This is a genomic window from Singulisphaera photorubra (assembly GCF_045290345.1).
In the GTDB taxonomy this organism is placed as follows: Bacteria; Planctomycetota; Planctomycetia; order Isosphaerales; family Isosphaeraceae; genus Singulisphaera.
Genome location: NZ_CP155447.1, coordinates 5962359 through 5980285, shown reverse-complemented (window position 1 = coordinate 5980285; position 17927 = coordinate 5962359). Strand labels below are relative to the sequence as shown.

At 62.1% G+C, this 17927-nt stretch carries 15 protein-coding genes; 7 read left to right on the top strand and 8 right to left on the bottom strand.

The genetic code is table 11. From position 1 onward, the window contains the following. Nucleotides 1–53: 53 nt before the first annotated feature. The 5 genes from V5E97_RS22605 to V5E97_RS22585 all read right to left on the bottom strand — a co-directional run bounded on the left by V5E97_RS22605 (nt 54) and on the right by V5E97_RS22585 (nt 5365). On the bottom strand, nt 54–1955 hold the full coding sequence (locus tag V5E97_RS22605; RefSeq protein ID WP_406693800.1) for a solute symporter family protein: 1902 nt from the start codon (nt 1953–1955) through the stop codon (nt 54–56). Further along, nucleotides 1952–2266 carry a DUF485 domain-containing protein gene (locus V5E97_RS22600; protein ID WP_406693799.1) on the bottom strand — a complete coding sequence of 105 codons (315 nt, stop codon included), beginning with the start codon at nt 2264–2266 and terminating at the stop codon, nt 1952–1954. The genes V5E97_RS22605 and V5E97_RS22600 overlap by 4 nt, the downstream gene beginning before the upstream one ends. Nucleotides 2267–2399: 133 nt before the next feature. Beyond that, on the bottom strand, nt 2400–3509 hold the full coding sequence (locus V5E97_RS22595) for a serine/threonine-protein kinase (RefSeq protein WP_406693798.1): 1110 nt from the start codon (nt 3507–3509) through the stop codon (nt 2400–2402). A gap of 333 nt (nt 3510–3842) precedes the next feature. After that, nucleotides 3843–4583, bottom strand: coding sequence for a sugar phosphate nucleotidyltransferase (locus V5E97_RS22590; protein ID WP_406693797.1), 741 nt, complete (start codon nt 4581–4583; stop codon nt 3843–3845). Between the two features lie 341 nt (nt 4584–4924). Continuing rightward, entirely contained in the window at nt 4925–5365 is a 441-nt protein-coding gene (locus tag V5E97_RS22585; RefSeq protein WP_406693796.1) for a BON domain-containing protein, read from the bottom strand. A gap of 386 nt (nt 5366–5751) precedes the next feature. On the opposite strand from V5E97_RS22585, the gene V5E97_RS22580 reads away from it, so the two are divergent. The 5 genes from V5E97_RS22580 to V5E97_RS22560 all read left to right on the top strand — a co-directional run bounded on the left by V5E97_RS22580 (nt 5752) and on the right by V5E97_RS22560 (nt 10711). Beyond that, a complete protein-coding gene (locus tag V5E97_RS22580) occupies nt 5752–7785 on the top strand; it encodes an NAD(+) synthase (RefSeq protein WP_406693795.1) in 2034 nt (677 codons plus the stop codon). 142 nt (nt 7786–7927) lie between these two features. Then, complete coding sequence (locus V5E97_RS22575) at nt 7928–8788, top strand: outer membrane protein assembly factor BamB family protein (protein WP_406693794.1); 861 nt, start codon at nt 7928–7930, stop codon at nt 8786–8788. 408 nt (nt 8789–9196) lie between these two features. Continuing rightward, complete coding sequence (locus V5E97_RS22570) at nt 9197–9907, top strand: phosphoesterase (RefSeq protein ID WP_406693793.1); 711 nt, start codon at nt 9197–9199, stop codon at nt 9905–9907. A 375-nt stretch (nt 9908–10282) separates the two neighbouring features. Next, nucleotides 10283–10444, top strand: coding sequence for a hypothetical protein (locus V5E97_RS22565; RefSeq protein WP_406693792.1), 162 nt, complete (start codon nt 10283–10285; stop codon nt 10442–10444). Nucleotides 10445–10537: 93 nt separating this feature from the next. After that, entirely contained in the window at nt 10538–10711 is a 174-nt protein-coding gene (locus V5E97_RS22560; RefSeq protein WP_406693791.1) for a DUF1328 domain-containing protein, read from the top strand. A gap of 302 nt (nt 10712–11013) precedes the next feature. On the opposite strand, the gene V5E97_RS22555 is transcribed toward V5E97_RS22560, so the two are convergent. The 3 genes from V5E97_RS22555 to V5E97_RS22545 all read right to left on the bottom strand — a co-directional run bounded on the left by V5E97_RS22555 (nt 11014) and on the right by V5E97_RS22545 (nt 14327). Beyond that, nucleotides 11014–11343 (bottom strand): zinc carboxypeptidase, encoded by a 330-nt coding sequence (locus V5E97_RS22555; protein ID WP_406693790.1) that lies wholly within the window; start codon nt 11341–11343, stop codon nt 11014–11016. Nucleotides 11344–11611: 268 nt separating this feature from the next. After that, nucleotides 11612–12943, bottom strand: coding sequence for a glycosyltransferase (locus V5E97_RS22550; RefSeq protein ID WP_406693789.1), 1332 nt, complete (start codon nt 12941–12943; stop codon nt 11612–11614). 190 nt (nt 12944–13133) lie between these two features. Then, the gene (locus V5E97_RS22545) at nt 13134–14327 is read right to left on the bottom strand and encodes a M24 family metallopeptidase (protein WP_406693788.1); all 1194 of its coding nucleotides are present in this window, start codon (nt 14325–14327) and stop codon (nt 13134–13136) included. Between the two features lie 183 nt (nt 14328–14510). On the opposite strand from V5E97_RS22545, the gene V5E97_RS22540 reads away from it, so the two are divergent. Together V5E97_RS22540 and V5E97_RS22535 are read left to right on the top strand one after the other, a co-directional pair. Beyond that, nucleotides 14511–16478 (top strand): RecQ family ATP-dependent DNA helicase, encoded by a 1968-nt coding sequence (locus V5E97_RS22540; protein WP_406693787.1) that lies wholly within the window; start codon nt 14511–14513, stop codon nt 16476–16478. Nucleotides 16479–16928: 450 nt separating this feature from the next. Next, nucleotides 16929–17891, top strand: a complete 963-nt coding sequence (locus V5E97_RS22535; protein WP_406693786.1) for a hypothetical protein — start codon at nt 16929–16931, stop codon at nt 17889–17891. The last annotated feature ends 36 nt before the right edge of the window (nt 17892–17927 follow it).

Sequence of the window (17927 nt, the reverse complement as noted above, 5' to 3'; positions counted from 1 at the left end):
ATGATGCCGATGCCGGCCGGGCGACTTGAAGCAGGCCCGGCCGGATCGAACCGTCAGTCGATCGCTTGCCGCCCTTTCGGTTGCGTCAGGAGCGAGGCAACGACGAGCACGACGAACCCGAGCGGGATAGTCACGAGCCCCGGCTGGCTGAACGGGACGGGAGCATTTTCGGGAGGGAGACCGTAGACGTCGCGGTAGGCCTGGGCACTCAAGAGAATCCAGGCCAGGGAGCTCGCCATGCCGACCAGGATGGCGGCGGTGATCCCTTCCTTGGTCGTCTTCTTCCAGAAGAGGAGCATCACCAGCGAGGGAAGGTTGGCCGAGGCCGCCACATTGAACGCCCAGCCCACGAGGAAGGTCACGTTCATCTTCTCGAAGACGATACCCAGGGCCATGGCGGCCACGCCGATGATCACGGCCGCGGTCTTGCCAGCGCGGACCTTGCCGTGGTCGGTCATCTTCATGCCGAGCACGCTGTCCATCAGGTCGTGAGCCACTGCGCCACTGGCGGCCAGGATCAGTCCGCTGACGGTCCCGAGGACGGTCGTGAAGGCAACCGCCGAGATCACGGCGAACGGGAGCTCTCCGAAGGTCCGGGCGAGCAGGGGGGCGGCCATGTTCGAGTTGGTCACGTCGAGTGCCCCGCCGGTCATCGCCCCCAGCCCGAGGTAGAGGGTCAGGATGTAGAAGAACCCGATGACCGCGATCCCGACGACCGTGCTTCGACGCGCCGCGGTCTGGTCCTTGACGGTGTAGTAACGAATCAGAATATGCGGGAGTGATGCGGTTCCGCAGAAGAGGGCGAGCATCAGGGAGAAGAAGTCGAGCTTGTCGGCCAGCTTGGGACTGCGCACTCCCTTGAAGGTGGGGCTGGCCCCCGGAACGAGGACGTCACGGCCTTGCGTGGGCTTGGGGTAGTAGACCGTGGTCTCCGCGCCGTCGTCTTCGCGAATCTTGTCCGATCCCCAGAGTTCAATCTCGCTGTTCTGGAGCGTGGTCAGGAACGACAGCGGGCCAAGCGGTCCGGTCTGGGTGCGGCCGTCGGGCAGTTGAAGCACCCGGCCGACGGGAGCGAGGTCGGTTTCTCCCTTCCCTTTACCTTGAGGGAGGCCGTTGGCCAGCTTCTTTCCATCAGGCAACACGGTCAGGGTCTGCGTGGCCGCGAGCCCCATCCGTGCGGAATCATCCTTGTGCCAGACGGTCACGACGCCGGTAGTCGTATCTTCCACGCGGACGAACGGCTTCCCTTTCCAGCCGCCGCTCTCGGGCAGCAGCCTGGTTCCGGGACTGCCGAGCAGCCTCGATTGAGCCGGTTCGCTAAAGGCGACGGGTTCGGTCGTCAACCCGCGTCGGAGGATCATCACGGTCAGTACGGCGCAGAAGACGACGAGCATCGCTCCCTTGATGAACTGAACGTAGGTTGTCGAGACCATTCCGGCCGTCACGACGATGAGGATCACGACCACGCCGACCGTCAGAACACCGGCCTGATGCGAAAAGCCGAGGAGTGGGCGGACCAGGGTGCCCGCGCCGACCATCTGGGGGATCAGGTAGAAGAGGCTCACGGCCAGGGTGCTCAGGGCGGCCGAAAACTTGATCCCGCGCGATTGGAAGCGGTTGTCCAGCGCATCGGCGAACGTGAACTTGCCCAGCCGTTTGAGAGGCTCGGCGATCACGAACAGGGCCACGACCCAGCCCGCCAGGTAGCCGATCGAATAGAGGAAGCCATCATATCCATAGAACGCGATCATCCCGCAGATGCCGAGGAATGAGGCGGCCGAGAGGTAATCGCCAGCGAACGCGACACCGTTGATGAACCAGTGGATCTGCCCGTGCGCGGCGAAGTAGCCCTGGGAGGATTTGGCCTTGGCCCCGAGGACGAAACTGAGGCCGAGCACGACAGCCACAAAGCTGGCGAATACGATCACGGCGGTGAGCGAAGGTTCATAGATCATCGGTCGCGTTCCCCCAGGCTATGGCGACCAGCGGCCCGCCGACACGCGGCCATGTAGATCAAGGCAAGAGTTAATGCTGCGACGATCAGGAAGAACCCATAGAGTACGGCCAGGTTGAGACCGCCGAACGGGGTTCGCGCCATGAGCTCGGGGGCGAAGGCGCTCAGGCCGACGAACCCCGCGTAGAGCGCGAGGTAGACCGCGAAGAGCCAGAGCCCAGCCTGGGCGTTGGCCGCGGCGAGCTCCGGGTGATCGTCATCGGAGGGGGCGGCGGTCGCGCCCGATGGGGCGGACTCGGGCTGAATAGGCACGGGCAACACCAAGGGTAGGAGGGAGTGGGTCAGGGTCGAGTGGCTCGTAGATTAGCGGTCGGGTCGACGATTCTCAACAAAGAAAAAGATGGGGGCAAATCGAAAGGCAGCCGGGACTCGTCTTCGAGGACGGTCACTCCAGTTCTTCGAGCCAGACCCGGATTTCGTTGTTGTACTCGCTGGCGAGGTTGCCGCGGACGAGCTGCCGATGAAAGTTGGCGGCTCCCTTTTCGACCAGGTCGGCTGCCTCGGCGCTGGGAAATCGGTTGGCCGGGTCGGGAGCGATGAGGCCTTGAATCAGGCTCATCAGCAGTTCGTTGCGCACAACGTCTTGGGGAAGGATCTGGGGCAGTCGCTCGGGGAGGGTCCGTTTCAATGCGAGGAGTTCATCCCGGTCTTGCACGGTGCCGAAGGGGCGAAGCCCCGCGAGCATCTCCACGAGCATGTATCCGAGGCTGGCGAGGTCGGATTGCGGTGATTCTCCAACGCCTTCCATCGCTTCGGGGGCCGCGTAGGCCGGCGTGCAGGTCAGAGACCCGGCGCCGGGGGACCAGGCGAAGGCTGAGCCGATGTCGACGAGCTTGGCGTCGCCGGTCCGCTTGAGCATCAGGTTCGAGGGCTTGACGTCGCCATGGACGATCCCTTCGCGATGGAGGGCCGAGAGGGCGGCCAGGGCGTCGCGAAGGACGGCGATGGCCACGCCCGGCTTGAGGCGAGGCTGGGTCGGGCCGCTGGTCACGATGACGTCGTTGATATAGTTCCAGCGATCGTCACTCACCCGATCGCGGGCACGCTGGAGCATCTTGGGGGTAAGCAAGTGCAACAGGTCGTAGCCGTCGACCCACTCCATCTCCATCACGCGGATGCGATCCAACTCGATCAAGTTGTGGACGTCGATCAGGTTGTCCTGCTGGATCATGGCAATCCGGCAGGCCACTCGCGCCAGCAGGGCCATCGCCTTGTCGTAGGCGGAGATACTGTCGTAGCGCTCCGGTGAGAAGACTTTGATCGCGACCGGAATCGTGAAGTTGTCGGCACCGAGTCGTTCGCAGAGATAGACGACGCCTTGCCCGCCTTCCCCCAGCCTCCGGAGTCGCCGATGACTTTCGATCCAGGCAAGCCGCGGTTCTTGAAGCAGTCCCGCGTACCGGGTCATCAAATCATGGGGCGGTTGGGGGGAAGTGGCGTCAGGGAGGATCATCGACTCCTTTCCGTCATAGGAGCTGATGGTCGTCTGCTGCATTGGGTAACCTCGGTGTCAGGCGTGGCAAACGCCTCACTCGTCCCGCCATAGGGGAGCGAGTCGATCCCAAAGGGGGATCTTTGGTCTTTGGATCGGGGCGCACGAGAAGGAGAACGACATGTTGGTCGAACTCCGGGACGGAGTTCCACCGATCCCGCGTCAACAGATTACATGCCCACAGTTTTTAGGTTGTACCACGAATGTGCGTTCGAGAGCCACGTCGAACTGGATCGACGTGGCTTCCCTCTCTCATCCGACTATCCAGGGCGGAGCCGCCCAGTTGCGAGCGCTTTGCGGTTCGTCACGCCCGCTGGCAAAGTTCCAGGTGGGGGGTCAGGACGGGTTGGCGTTGGGGAGGCGAACTCCCAGAGGACGAACCGAAGGGGTCGCGGGGCCGTTTGGAGACTTGGCCATTACCTTCAGGAGCAGCTTCGAGGCCTTGTCGGGGGACTCTTCGAGGAACCCCCACTTCACGTTCATCGCCTTGGCCTCGGCGATCTTCTTCGCCGCCTCATCGTAGTGTCCCAGGGCCATTTGCTCCCGAGACTCCTGGAGGAGCCAACGCGCTTTTTGCTTGGGCTCGGTCGAATCAAAGCGTGACGGCTGCCGAAGCCCCGCCAGGCCGGGCATCGCGGTCTCATTACGAGGGGGCACCCCCGGCTCCGCGATCCTGACAGGCTCGAGCCTTGAGGCGGCGGTCGTTGTGCTCGCGGGCGCCACGGCCGCATCGACGCGCGGCGTGGGTGTCACCGTGGCCGTGGCTGTGCGCTTTTTGTAATAGTTTTCGACCTCCTCGAGATAGACCTCGAGAACGATCTCTTCGTTGTCGGTGAGCTGGTCTCGGAACCGATCGGCGGCCTTCAAATAACTCGAGGCTTTGTCGACCTGCCCGTTGTTGTAGAGGTAGGCACCCGCCTTGACGAATTCCAGGGCCGAGGGCTTCGCATTCGGCTTTTCTTGGATTTTCTCAGGCTCGGATGCCGGAGAAGCCGCGGGCTCGGGAGGTGCGCCGAGCGCCAGGGCCTGCCCCAAGCTGATGGTTAGCAGGATCGTGATCCCTCTCAATCCGCCCATCACGCTCTCCCTTTCGGCTTGGATGATTCACTCGAACGAGGAGGCCACCCGCGGTGGGCCACTCTCTTGCGGCGGGTCGACCCCGGCGCCATTGCGCCGCGCATCCGCACGGTTCCTCTTCCTCCTTTTTTTGAGGAGGAGGTCGGTCCCTGGGTTATCTTGGGATATTTGGAACGTCCGAGGTGCTCTGGCCGACCCAGCCTGAATGATAAGATTAGGGCTGAGAAGGAGGTTCCTACCCGAAGCCCTTGGATCGGTCAAGGCGAATCACTGTCAATGTGCATGCGAGTATGAGGCGACGAGTGTGGCATGCGGTCGTCCCGCGACCTCGCCAGGGCTGGTTAACGGATCCGTCGTCCCGGACTGGCCGCCGCCGTGGTGAGGACGGTCAATTCGTCAATCACTGCGGTCACGTCAACCGTTTCGCTGGCCAGAGTCACCGCCCGCGCTTTCGCCTCGGCGTCGGGAACGCTTCCCCTCAGCAAGATCGAGCCCCCTCGAACGGGATGGACTTCGATTCGCGAGTTGACCAGACCCTTGTCCCAATGCAAGCGGGAGTAGACGCGAGAGGGGACCCCCATCCGGTTGACCTCGTTCCGCACGGCATCAAACCGCCTTCGCAATGCGCTGCCGACGTTCTGAGCCTCTTGCTTGATGCCTCGGCCTACGCCGTCGATGGCCTGGCCGGCCCGTGCAGCCATCCCTTGGGCGAGACCGACGCTGGTCGCCAGACCGATGACGGACAGACTCAGAACTCCGAGTAAGGCCAATCTCGTTCGCATCCTTGTCCGGCTCCTGGTCAGAGAACGATGAGAGACGCGGTCACGCCTGAACCCGCGACGGCTCACCCAGGCGCAACAAAAAACCCCATCGTTGCGAAACATTTCGCGCGATGGGGCCGTCACAGCCGCAGCCGATTTGGCCCCCACTTGAGCCGCTCGACGCTTGGGGGCGTCACCCTATTGGGAATCGTCATGACTGTCAAGCCGGGCTGTGATGGCTGCGTTTGCATTCTCGGTGTTCGCTCGACTGACGGCAAACTCAAACTGTTTGCGAGCGCTTCGGGCAGGTAGACTATCGCCGGTAGGAACCGGAATTACCGCATTGGCCGCCCCTCCGCTCGGGGTGGCAACCCAGGCGGGTTCGAAGCCTTGGGATACGAATCGACATGAATCGCTACGGGTTCGTCCGCGTCACGACCGCCTCGACCAAGACGGCGGTGGCTAATCCCCTGGCCAACGCCGAAGAGATGATCCGAATTCTCGATCAGGTCCGCGACAGCGACGTCATCCTCTTTCCCGAGTTGGGGGTTACGGGCTATACCTGCGCGGACCTGTTTGGCCAGACGACGCTGCTCGAGGCGGGCCTCGCCGCCGTCGCGCGGATCGCCGAGGCGACCCGGGGACGTGAGCAACTCGTGGTCGTGGGCTTGCCCGTTGCGGTCGACAACAGCCTCTACAACTGCGGAGTGGCGATAGCCGACGGCGCTGTCGTGGGAATCGTGCCCAAGCAGTTCATTCCGAACTACAAGGAATTTTACGAAAGCCGTTGGTTCAGCTCGGCCACTGGGAGCGAGCCTCGTTCGATCCAATTCGGCGGTTGTGAAGTGCCGTTCGGCATCGACCTTCTGTTCGAGGCCGAGGGGGGAGTTTTGGTCGGGATCGAGGTCTGCGAAGACCTCTGGATGCCGATTCCTCCGAGCTCGGTGCAGGCGGTGGCCGGGGCCAACCTCTTGCTCAACCTCTCGGCCAGTAACGAGACGATCGGCAAGAGCCGATATCGCACCGAGCTGGTGGTGGGCCAGTCGGGACGCTGCATCGCCGCGTACGCCTACTCCAGCGCGGGCCCGTCCGAGTCGACGACCGACCTGGTCTTCGGCGGCCACTGCCTGATCGCCGAGAATGGCATGCTCCTGGGGGAATCGCCCAGGGTCGGCGATGGTGGCCCGATCCACCGAGGAAGCTATTTTCTGACTCAAGATGTTGATATCGAGAAGCTCAAGACCGACCGGCGATCGACGACGAGTTTCGATGACTGCCGCAAGTATCTCTCGCCATTCCGGAAGATCCCGTTCCGGATCGCGCAGAGGATGAGCGGGCTGACGCGGACCGTGTCCGGGACGCCGTTCATCCCGAGCGAAGGGAGCGAGTTGCACGGCCGTTGCGCGGAGATTTTCGGGATCCAGTGCGCGGGGCTGGCCAAGCGCTTGGAGCAGCTTCCCGCCGGCACGCCGCTGAACATCGGGATTTCGGGCGGCCTCGACTCCACGCTGGCGCTCCTAGTGGCGGTCAAGACGTGCGACATGCTTGCCGTCTCACGCCGCACGATTCACGGGATCACGATGCCCGGCTTTGGAACCACCCAACGCACCAAGGGCAACGCCTTGGGCTTGATGGAGCAACTCGGCATCACGAGCGAGACGATCGATATCACCACGCTCAGCTTGCAATCGTTCCATGCTCTGGGGCATGCGCCCTTCGGTATCGAAACCAGGGCCACGGATGTCGAGTCGTTCATGGAAGAGCTGGTCACGCTTCCTCCAGAACGGCGGCATGATCTTACGTTTGAGAATGTGCAGGCACGCTTGCGTACATTTTTGCTCATGTCGCGAGGATTCGTGATTGGTACGGGTGATCTCTCCGAGCAAGCGCTCGGTTGGAGCACGTACAACGGCGACCACATGAGTATGTACAACCCTAATTGCTCGATTCCCAAGACCCTGGTGACCTTCTTGGTCCGGTACGTGGCCCTGAACGAGTTTGAGGCGGGTCCGGTGCGTGAGACCTTGCTTTCGATCGTTGGCACGACGATCTCGCCCGAGCTGCTCCCGTTGGGGGCGGAGGGGCAGGTGGTGCAGTCGACCGAAGATATCCTCGGCCCGTATGAGCTCATCGATTTCATTCTCTACAACGCGATCCGATGCGGCTTCACGCCCGAGAAAATCCTGTTCCTGGCTGAGCATGCCCGTTTCACGAAGCCTTACACGAGAGTGCAGATCGAACGGGCGTTGAAGACCTTCTACACTCGGTTCTTCAGCCAGCAATTCAAGCGATCCTGTGTTCCTGACGGCCCCAAAGTTGGATCGGTGAGCCTTTCGCCGAGGGGCGACTGGAGGATGCCGAGCGACGCGGATCCGACGGCTTGGCTCCAGTGGATCGATCACTCCGAGGAAGCGGGTGACTCGACCGTCGGAGCGCCTTGAGCGGCTTGTGAACTCGCCCCTAACCTGTGGCGTTCTCGGGGCGACTCGGTTATGACATCGGAGAGTGGGCGTGACCGGGGTCGATCAATTCTCCCTTGGCGACCCGCGCCCCATCACCTCGGCTCTGAAGGGACTGCGATTGATGCGAACCAGAGGTCTGGCTGCAGTTACGGCGGGTTGGCTGGCACTGTCGGCGGGGGCGGCGGCCGTTGCCGAGACTCACATTTACGTTGCCGATCATGAAACCCGTAAGGTGATCAAGATCAAGGAGGATGGCACCCTCCTCTGGGACGCGACGAATAATAACGGTCATGACGTTCAATTGCTGCCTGACGGCCACCTGTTGATCATCAACGGCAGGACCGTTCAAGAAATCGCGCCTGACAAGTCGGTGGTCTGGGAGGTTGGCAAGCCGGTTGTCGATGTTGCGGAGTCGGCCCAGCGCTTGCCGAACGGCAACACGGTGATCGCCGACAACGGGCGGCATCGCGTGATCGAGATCAATCCGAAGCAGGAGATCGTCTGGGAATACGACGTGGCGAATACGAACAAACGCCCCACGCCGACAATGCGCCAGGTCCGCCGCCTGCCCAACGGGAATACGCTGATCTGCGCGAGCACCGAGGATAAGGTTCTCGAAGTCTCGCCCGATAAGAAAGTGGTCTGGAGCTACGCGCTTCCGTTCCCCTATCTGGCGACGCGACTGGATAACGGCCACACCATCATCAGCAGTGGCGCGGGCTACGGCAGCGAGGCGGGATACTATTTGGTCGAGGTCGACAGCAAGGGAGAACAGGTCTGGAAATACGGCGGCAAGGACAGCCCCGCCGAGCAACACCTGAATTGGCCCTCGGGCTTTGTCCGGAAAGCCAATGGCAACACACTGATCTCGATCGCCCAAGATGGTGTCCTTCGCGAGGTGTCCCCGGACAAGAAAACGGTCCGCACCGTACGGAGCCCGGCGATGAAGCATCCGTGTACGCTGGTTGTGGTCGACGAATAAATAATCAGGAAGAGGGAGTCTGTCGCAAGGAAACCGGGCCGTCTGTCTGCCCTGGAGGCCGAAATTCGCGGAGAAACTCGTTACCACGCTCTGCGTGGTAATGGCGTTCTGGCCGCACTGCGGCCCCACCCGCCGGGGAAGACGACGCGGAGCGTCGCGGACGGCATTCCCACGCAGAGCGTGGGAACGAGATACTGATATCCTTGCTACAGTCGCGGAAGAGGCGGAGAATCCCAGGGGGAGAGAGTCTTCTTCCTCTCTCCCGGGTGGACCAAGGGGGCCCGGCGGCCGTCTGGCCGGATTCCACCGGCCGGGCCGGTCGAGAGCCCCCTTTCCTTGTCCAAGGACGGGCGGTCTGCCCGTTGGGAATCAACCTGGCGGCCGCCTATCGGTGGAGAATAGGCCGAGATGTCCACGTACTTCTGCAGCGATTCTCACGCCTTCCACGGCAATATCATGAAGTATTGCCGTCGAACCGTCTTTATGACCCCAGCTGACCTTGCGGCATTTCGCGAACTCGAGTCTTCCGGTGGAGACTTTCGGTCGCTTCGCATGAGCGATGAGTCGATCGACACGATGAATCGGGGCTTGGTTGCCAATATCAACGCGCGGGTCGGATCAGATGACGTGCTCTGGTGCCTGGGAGACTGGTCATTCGGCTATGGTGGAGACTACTTCCGAAATGCGCGTTGGTTTCGGGATCAGCTTCGCTGCCGCACGATCTATTTCGTCTGGGGTAACCACGACGATCGGCGGATCAGCGACCTCTTCGCGGCAACCTTCGACCAGGTCGAGATCAACCTGGGAGACGTCCGATTGACGCTCAACCATTACCCGATGCTCACCTGGAACGGCCAGCACCACGGCTCGGTGGAACGTCCGAATATTCATCTCTATGGGCATGTTCACGCTCTCTATCAACGCGATTTAGAGTCGTGTCCGATCAAGTTCTCACAGGCCTGGGCCGCACTCGACGTCGGCTTCGACGGCCACGACTTTCAGGTCTGGTCACTCGACGAAATTCTCGACTGTCTTCGCCCCAAGCTCCAGGCGCTTGAAGTCTTGAAACGAGAACGCGGGCAATTCGATCCCTTTCGCGGCCGTTCCTCCCGGGGCTGACTCGTGGCTCAAGCTCGTCATCAAAGGGCGGAAACCGGCCGAACCGCGAAGTGATGACGCACGCCTTGCTCGTCGCTGCGAGCCAGGCGGTCCCTGGATCCGGGAAGCCCCCTCACCTCACTTCACCTCCGCGAGCCGGCGCGGATTCGTTGCGATCGCGAAACCAGGACTGGAAAGCAGCCGGGCACGGTTTTCGTTGAGTTCCTGAGCGGTGTCCGCGCCCCGGAGCGGTTAACTCACCTCTTCTGAAGTCGGCCCCTGTTCCCCCTTGATCGATCGAATCCTTCCGCCTGCCCGCGATTTGGCACGCCACCTGCTTGAAGGACAACCAGTCTTTCAGAACTTCTCTCTGGCTCAGCGAAGCGAGGCGGTGCCATGTCTGATTTCAAAGACAAGGTCAAAAGCGGTATCGATAATGCCGCCGAGAAGGCTAAGGAAGTGACGGAGAAAGCCACGGACAAAGCGAAAGACGTCGCTCATCGGGCAGGAGAGCACGTTGAGAACGCGGGTGAGAAACTCAAGGACCTGGGGAAGTAAGCCGTCCTCCCGCTGTCCTCTGAAACCTGACGCGGTGGGGCATTGTGCCTTTCACCTACCGACTTATCTTGATTGAGAAAGGTTTTTACTACCATGTTGCGATGGTCACTCGCGTTCTTGATTCTCGCCTTGGTCGCTGGCGTTCTCGGCTTTGGCACCCTCGAGGGGACGCTAATGCAGTTCGCCAAGATCCTCTTCTTCCTCTTCCTGATCTTGTTCGTGGTTTCCTTGATCTTCGGTCGGAGAGCCGGCGGGCCCGTTGTCTAGCGGGTCTTCGTAGGGTGGACCATCGTGTCCGCTCACGAAGACCCAGGCTGGTCCTCCGTTATTCGAGAACGAATGCGGTCAGGTCGAGACTGCACGAGAGCGAAAGACCGCGGTCCTGGGCATGCGCCCAGAGCCGCGGTCTTTCGCGTTTTCAACGATCGATCGCTTATTGTCAGGTGCGCGCGGCCGATCAAGAGGTGAAATTAAGATTGATCTTGGCGTTCAAAATCGCACAAGCCCCTGGCAGACGCCAAAGGGCTCGTGTGATTCGTTGCGTGGGGACCCACGGCAAAATCGTTCACTCAACGCGGCGGTGGTTCGGAAAATCCCGACCGTTTCGCAAAGTCCACGAGGGCGCGGCGGACGAGTTCGCCTTCACTGAGCCCGCGAGATCGTGCCAGCCGACCCACCCAACTCCGCCAATTGAGCTCGAGCAAGAGGTCGTGAGGTTCCGCCGCGGTCTCCGACAGGAACGGCGGAGAGTCATCCGCGAGGATGTTGTACTCCTGAGTGGCGTTTGCCTCATCGGCAACGAAGCGGTGCCCGCACTGGGTGCAGCGGAAGCGACCCTGAGGATCGTTGCCAAGTACTTCACCTTTGCTGTTGCATGACGGACATCTCAACAAGGCCATACCAACAGCGCTCCTTAACCCCAAGCGAGAGTTCGTGGTTGAGCACGACGCTTCCCGAACCTCACTTTCCATTGATCTCGACATTGCTTTGCAAGACACGGACCCGAGACGGAGTTCGCAATCATTTCCAGTCGGAAGCAGACCAATTTTGCACCAAAGGGACGTCAGGAAGTGAGAGTCGATCGAGCGTACAGCCCGAGCGAGCGCCTTGCTCCTACTGTGAACCTGAGCAATTGATTTCCTGCTTGCGCGACGTGCTGGTCGGTATTCACGGAACGCTAAGACTCAGGACACGTTCGATCGCATGGCAGGCTGAGGCTGCCCCATCCTCTGTGCGGATCATGCGTGCCACTTCACTGGCCCGCGTCAGATGATTCGGTTCGTCGAGCAGATGTCTGAGGGCGGTGGCGGCGTTCCGGACGGTGTAGCGTTCGCGGGAAAGCGTTCGCGCGACGCCCAGGCGGCAGACTCGGTATGCGTTGTCGACTTGGTCATGGCCCCAGGGAACGACCAGCATCGGCCGGCCCGAGCGGAGCGCTTGCGCCGTGGTCCCCACGCCCCCTTGGTGGACGATGGCCGAGGCGCGGGGGAACAGTTCCGAGTGCGGAGCGTATTCCACGGCCAGCATCGACTTGGAAAGTGGCTCGCGTGGCCGGTTGCGGGGGTCGATGCCGATCAGAAAAATCGCTCGCCGTTCGAGTTGATGGGCCGCGGCCTGGCTCATTTCATAGAACGAGCCCGCGTCCATCACGGCCGACGATCCCAACGTGAAGACGATCGGCGGTGGCCCGGCGCTGAGGAATTGCTTCAACTCCGCCGTCATACCGGTCGCATGCACATCATCAAAGAAGGCGAATCCCGTCTGAATCGCTTGCGGCGGCCAGTCGGCCTGGGGTGCCCCCAGGACCTTTGAGAAGAGGACGAGCATGCAGGTCGGGGAGGTGCCCCCTTCGAAGAGCGGGTCGGCCCCTGGGGGTAAACCGAGCTCTTTCCGCACTGCTTGAACCGGCGCAGTCCATTTTCGGAGGGTCAGTCGCGCCAGACGGTGGATCGATCCATGGAATCGTGGCCCGAGCATGCGAAGATGCCTCAGCCAGGGCGCTTGCGGAGGGACGGAAGGGTCGTGCATGGAGAGCAGGGAAATCGGCGAGAGGACCGCCGAGATCCAAGGGATTCCGGTCACTTCGGCCACGATCGGACCCGCGAAGGCCACCGCGTGTGACACCAGGAGATCCGCCCCCTGAACCGCCTTCAGCAGGTCGTCGTAGCTTGCCCGCAAGCTGGGCATGAAGAGCTGGCGGATGACGTTCTCCGACCCCTTCTTCCGATCCATCAAATCGCGGAAGAGCTCCGGCTTGGACTCGACATCCAACAAGTCGGGTCGGACCGGGAAAAACCCGATCCCCTGCCGCTCGATCCGCTCACGGTGAAACTCGCTCGTCGCGAGGACCGGGACGTGTCCCCTCGCTTTTAACTCCTTGGCCAACGCGATGAACGGGTGCAAATCCCCTAGCGAACCGAACGTCGCCAGGACGATCCGTCGCGCTGTCGCCACCCTCACTCCCTCTCCACCATCCTTGGCCAGATCCCTCGGATTCATCGCCGAATTTCCTCAGGGCCTTCGTGAAATTATTCACGAAGTCATTCTAAAGGGGCATTACCGGAAGTAAAGCTGAAAAATCGATACGTCTTGATTGAATCGAGGCGGGCGCATTCGGCCTTGGAGGGGGTGGCTCACAAGGCCGAGGGGCCTGGAATTGGCAACGGAGCTTGGGATCGGATGCCGGTGTTCAGGACTTTTCGGCCAGTATGGGGACGACCGACTTCTGGAGACCGCCGGTGACGTGGACCTGGCCGTCGTGCGCGACGAAGACGTTCACCTCGCTTCGGATCCCGAATTCGGTCGGAAGATAGATGCCCGGCTCGATCGAGAAACAGGTGCGGGGGAGGACCAGTCGTTCCTCATGGGTTTCGAGGTCGTCCATGTTGGCGCCGTTGCCGTGGGTTTCCTGGCCGATGCTATGCCCCGTACGGTGGACGAACGCCGAGCCGTACCCCCCTTCTTCAATGACAAGGCGTGCGGCCGCATCGACTTCCCAGCCGCGCAGCGGCTGATCCGCCGCGAACGCGCTCTTGACTCGCGCGATGGCCGCGTCACGGGCGCGGGCCACGAGCTGGAAGACGTCTTCGTACCGGGGGGGGACCTGATCGCCAACGAAGCCAACCCGGGTCAGGTCGCTGTAGACGGACCGCGGCTGGTCGAGCTTGGCCCAGAGGTCGATCAGGACAAAGTCGCCCGCGCGGATGGGAGTGTCGGCGGCCGGGTCGGGGGCGTAATGGGGGTTGCCGCTATGCGAGCCGACGGCCACGATCGGCGGGTGATCGGTGGTCAGGCCATGACGCTTGAAGTGGTCCAGGATCGCGGTCTGCACTTCGCACTCGGTGAGAGACTGGCCGTTCCGCGTGCGGTCGGCGATCAGGTCCCAGGCGAGATCAAACGCCGAGCATGTGTGGGTCTCAGCCTCGCGATGCATCCGCCACTGGTCGTCGTCCCAGGTGGCCTCGAACATCTGGGCCAGATCCCCCGACGAGCCGACCTCGACGCCCGTCGATCGCACCAGCTCGACCGTTCCGGCGTCGACCTTCGAGACGTACGGGTTGGCGTTGCGTGGCGAGTATTCCATCGCGACTCGCGACATCCCCCTCACCAGTTCCGCCACGCCTGCCTCGAGTTCCTGCCAGCGGAGATAGACTCGAGCCTCACCCGGAAGGTGGTCAAGGACGCCCGATTCGATCCGATGGACGAGCTTGCGCGGTTCGCCTTCGGCGGGGATCGCGTAATAGAACCGCCGTGAAGTCATTCCCTTGTCGGTGAGCTCGAGGATTCGCCGAGCCAGCACGTTCCCGCCCCGGAAGTCGCAGAGCAGCCAGCCGTCGAAGCCAAACTGGCGGAGCGCGGACTGGATAGCGGCGAGGTCGAACATCGAGCTTGACTCCAACTTGGGGGTACGGGTAGTGGTCGTCCGTCGAGCGATCGGAAGAGACAGGCCCGATCTCTCCCAAGTTTGTCCTCCGGCGACGGGGAACTCAACGGCTCTTCGGCTTGGTCCAGGAATCGGCCGGGAATCCTTGGGAGGGCGTTGCGTTATGATGGGGGCCGATTGCGGATGACGGACGCTGCTCGCCTCGCGACGGGAGAATGCTTTGTGAACGATATCGACGATGCTCGGCGGACGCTCCAGGAGACCTTCGGCTTCACCCAGTTTCGTGACGGGCAGGAACCCGCAATCTCCGCGCTCCTTCAGGGACGCCCGGTCCTGGCCGTCTTTCCGACCGGTGCCGGCAAGAGCCTCTGCTATCAACTTCCCGCGCTCTTGCTCGACGGCCTGACGGTCGTGGTCTCCCCGTTGATCGCGCTCATGAAGGACCAGGTGGACTTTCTCGTCAGACGAGGCGTTGCCGCCGCCCGGCTCGATTCCACCCTCGAGCCCATCGAAGCGCGACGGATCTTCGACGACCTCCGTGCCGATCGGCTCAAGCTGCTCTACGTGGCCCCGGAGCGGCTCGCAAGTGAGCGGTTCTTTCAGACGCTGAGCAAGACCAACGTCGCACTCCTGGCGGTGGACGAGGCGCATTGCATCAGCGAGTGGGGCCACAACTTCCGCCCCGAATACCTCAAGCTGGCTCGCATTGCCCAGCGGCTCGGAGTCACTCGCGTACTCGCCCTGACCGCGACCGCCACGCCGGGCGTGGCCCGCGACGTCGCCCGCACGTTCGGGATCGCCGACTCCGACGTTGTGATCACAGGGTTTCACCGCCCGAACCTGGAGCTACACGCGAACGCGTGCGCCGCGGAGGATCGGCCCGCGCGGCTTCTCAAGAGCCTCAAGACGCACTCGGCGGGACCGACGATCATCTATGTCACCCTCCAGAAAACGGCCGAGGATCTCGCCGCCTACCTCGCCGGACAGGGGTTCGACGCGATGGCCTACCACGCTGGGATGAATGACGAGCGGCGGCATGTTGTGCAGGATCAATTCATGGCGTGCGAGGCCGGCATCGTCGTGGCGACGATCGCCTTTGGGATGGGGATCGACAAGTCCAACATCCGCGCGGTCTATCACTTCAATTTGCCCAAAAGCCTGGAGAACTTCGCCCAGGAGATCGGCCGCGCCGGTCGCGATGGAGCACCCGCTCGCTGCGAGCTGTTCGCGTGTAGCGAAGACGTTCTGACGCTCGGGAACTTCACGTACGGCGATACGCCGACGCCCGAGGCGATCACCGGTCTGCTCGGGGAGATCCTGGGCCTTGGCCCGATCTTCGACATCTCGGCTTACGACCTCTCACAGAGGCACGATATCCGGCAGCTCGTCGTGCAGACCCTGATGACCTATCTCGAACTCGAAGGAATTCTGGAAGCGACCGGTCCCTTTTACTCGGACTGCAAGTTTCGCCCGTTGCGTGCTTCAGGCGAAATCCTCGCGCGGTACGACCCGCCTCGTGCCGCCTTCTTGCGCCAGATCTTCCGGCAGGCCCGCCCGGGCAAGATCTGGTTCGCGCTCGACGTGCCTGAAGTGGCCCGATCCCTCGAGGAGCCTCGTGAACGGATCAGCGCGGCCCTGAACTACCTTGAAGAACAAGGGGACGTCGAGCTTCAGCTTGCCGGACTCCGCCAGGGATATCGTCGGGCCGCGGGAGAAGCCGATCTGGACGAACTGCGCGAGCGCCTTGTCGCCCGCTTCCTCGATCGTGAACGACGCGACATTGCCCGCGTCCATTCCGTGCTCGAGTACGCTCAGGCCGAAGGCTGTCTCACCGGCCGGCTCCTCGAATATTTCGGCGAGTCGCTCGCCGGCGATTGCGGCCACTGTGCGCGTTGCCTCGGTGAACCTCCGCTCCCGCTCCCACCAGTGCCCGAGCGTGTTCTGGGCTCCCAGGAGACGGAGCTGCTCAAGGGCTTGCGGTCCGAACGGCACAAGGCGCTGGCGTCGCCTCGCCAGCTCACCCGATTTCTGTGCGGTCTCCTGTCCCCCGCCTCCAGCCGAGGCAGGCTCGGCAAGCATCCCCAGTTTGGCACATTGGCCGATGTGCCGTTCCCTCGTGTTCTTGGGTTTGTAGAAAAGCAAGCAGAATAGGCCGAGCATCACATATGTGTGTTGTTGCGACGTGTTCTGTTGCTCGTATTAAGAAACAGGGGAATCAGGCATGGATTTTGCATTCCCAGAGGCATGGCCGTCTGCGTAAGGCCAGGTGCTTAAACGGTTGTTGCTTCGGAACCACTAGGCCCCCATCATGTAATGGGGAATTGTCCCGGGTCGCGAGAACGAAGCGGAGGTTCATGAATTTTGCGAAACTCCAACTCTTCTTTACAAAATTAGGGGTAAATGGTAAATGGTCCGTTTGCCCACGATCTTCGCAATGCCGGCGATCGACGGGTTGGAGAGGGCGGAGTTGCCCCATGACCGTTCCTCGAAGAAGACCTCCGCGAGCTGGGTCAACTTGAGGCCGAGCGTACCGAGATCAGGCGGATCGGGCCTTCTCGCCTTGCGCTCTCTCCAATGGCACTGCGAACCTGGAGGGCTGCCGTGAATGGAAAAATCCTGGTCCCTTTGCTCGCGGCTTCGCTGCTTTCGGGCCTCGCGGTCAAGATCCGTGCCGCGGAAGGGAATCATGTGCCTGCCGCGGCGTCAGCCTCCAAGTCGGCTTTGACTGCGGTCGATATTCGCTCCAAGCCACTCGCCAAGATCCCTGTGGGCACCATTATCGGCGAAGGCGCGGAGGTTCCCAAGGGTTGGACGAACCTGGTGATGCTCGCCAAGCCCCGCCTTGGCGTCGGGGATGTCGATTCGGTCTCCAAGTCGGCGGCTCAGTACAGCGGAACCTTCCTCTTCACGGTTCTCGCAAACGTGGAAGAGTCGGCGAAGCGGAACGACACACCGAGCTACTTCCTGGATAAGGTCGCGGTGGGAGGCGCCTTGGAAGGGAAAGGGAAGACCATCGTCGCGACCAGCGACCAGACGTTCGGCAACGAACTCGGCTTTCTTGGCAAGAAGGTCTTCGCCAAAGGGGAACGAGTCCTGGAGAATGACTTCCGACAGGTTGCGCGAACCAGGACCATGCTGATTTTTGACGCCCACGCGTATGTCCTCTACGATGAGAAGCACAGCCGGATGGTCATCCGCCACGCGATCCTGGTCGACCCCAAATCGGGCCGATTATCCACGTTTGTCTGGCTCCTGGGGGCGGACGGCAAAGGGGGATATGCCCGGGCTGAGACGACCTTGCAACTCTTGCCGGCATCCCTACGTGAAGATCGGGTGATGAGTGTGGACGGTCAGAAGTTCACCTTCGGGATTCCCTCGGACGCCGCCTTCGCCGTGGCCCGAATTCCCCAAGGGACTCCCATCCGGTTCCTGCCCCCGCTCTCAACCTTGGCCGCCGTCCGTCACTTCGATGCCGACTCCGTCTCGCGACTCGAGACCGAACTCCAAACGCGGTACGCTCCTCTCGCCGCCCGGCGCGACCAGCCGAAGACCGCGACGCGATGACCGAGGACCGCTCGAACGCGGACTGGATCCGCAGTT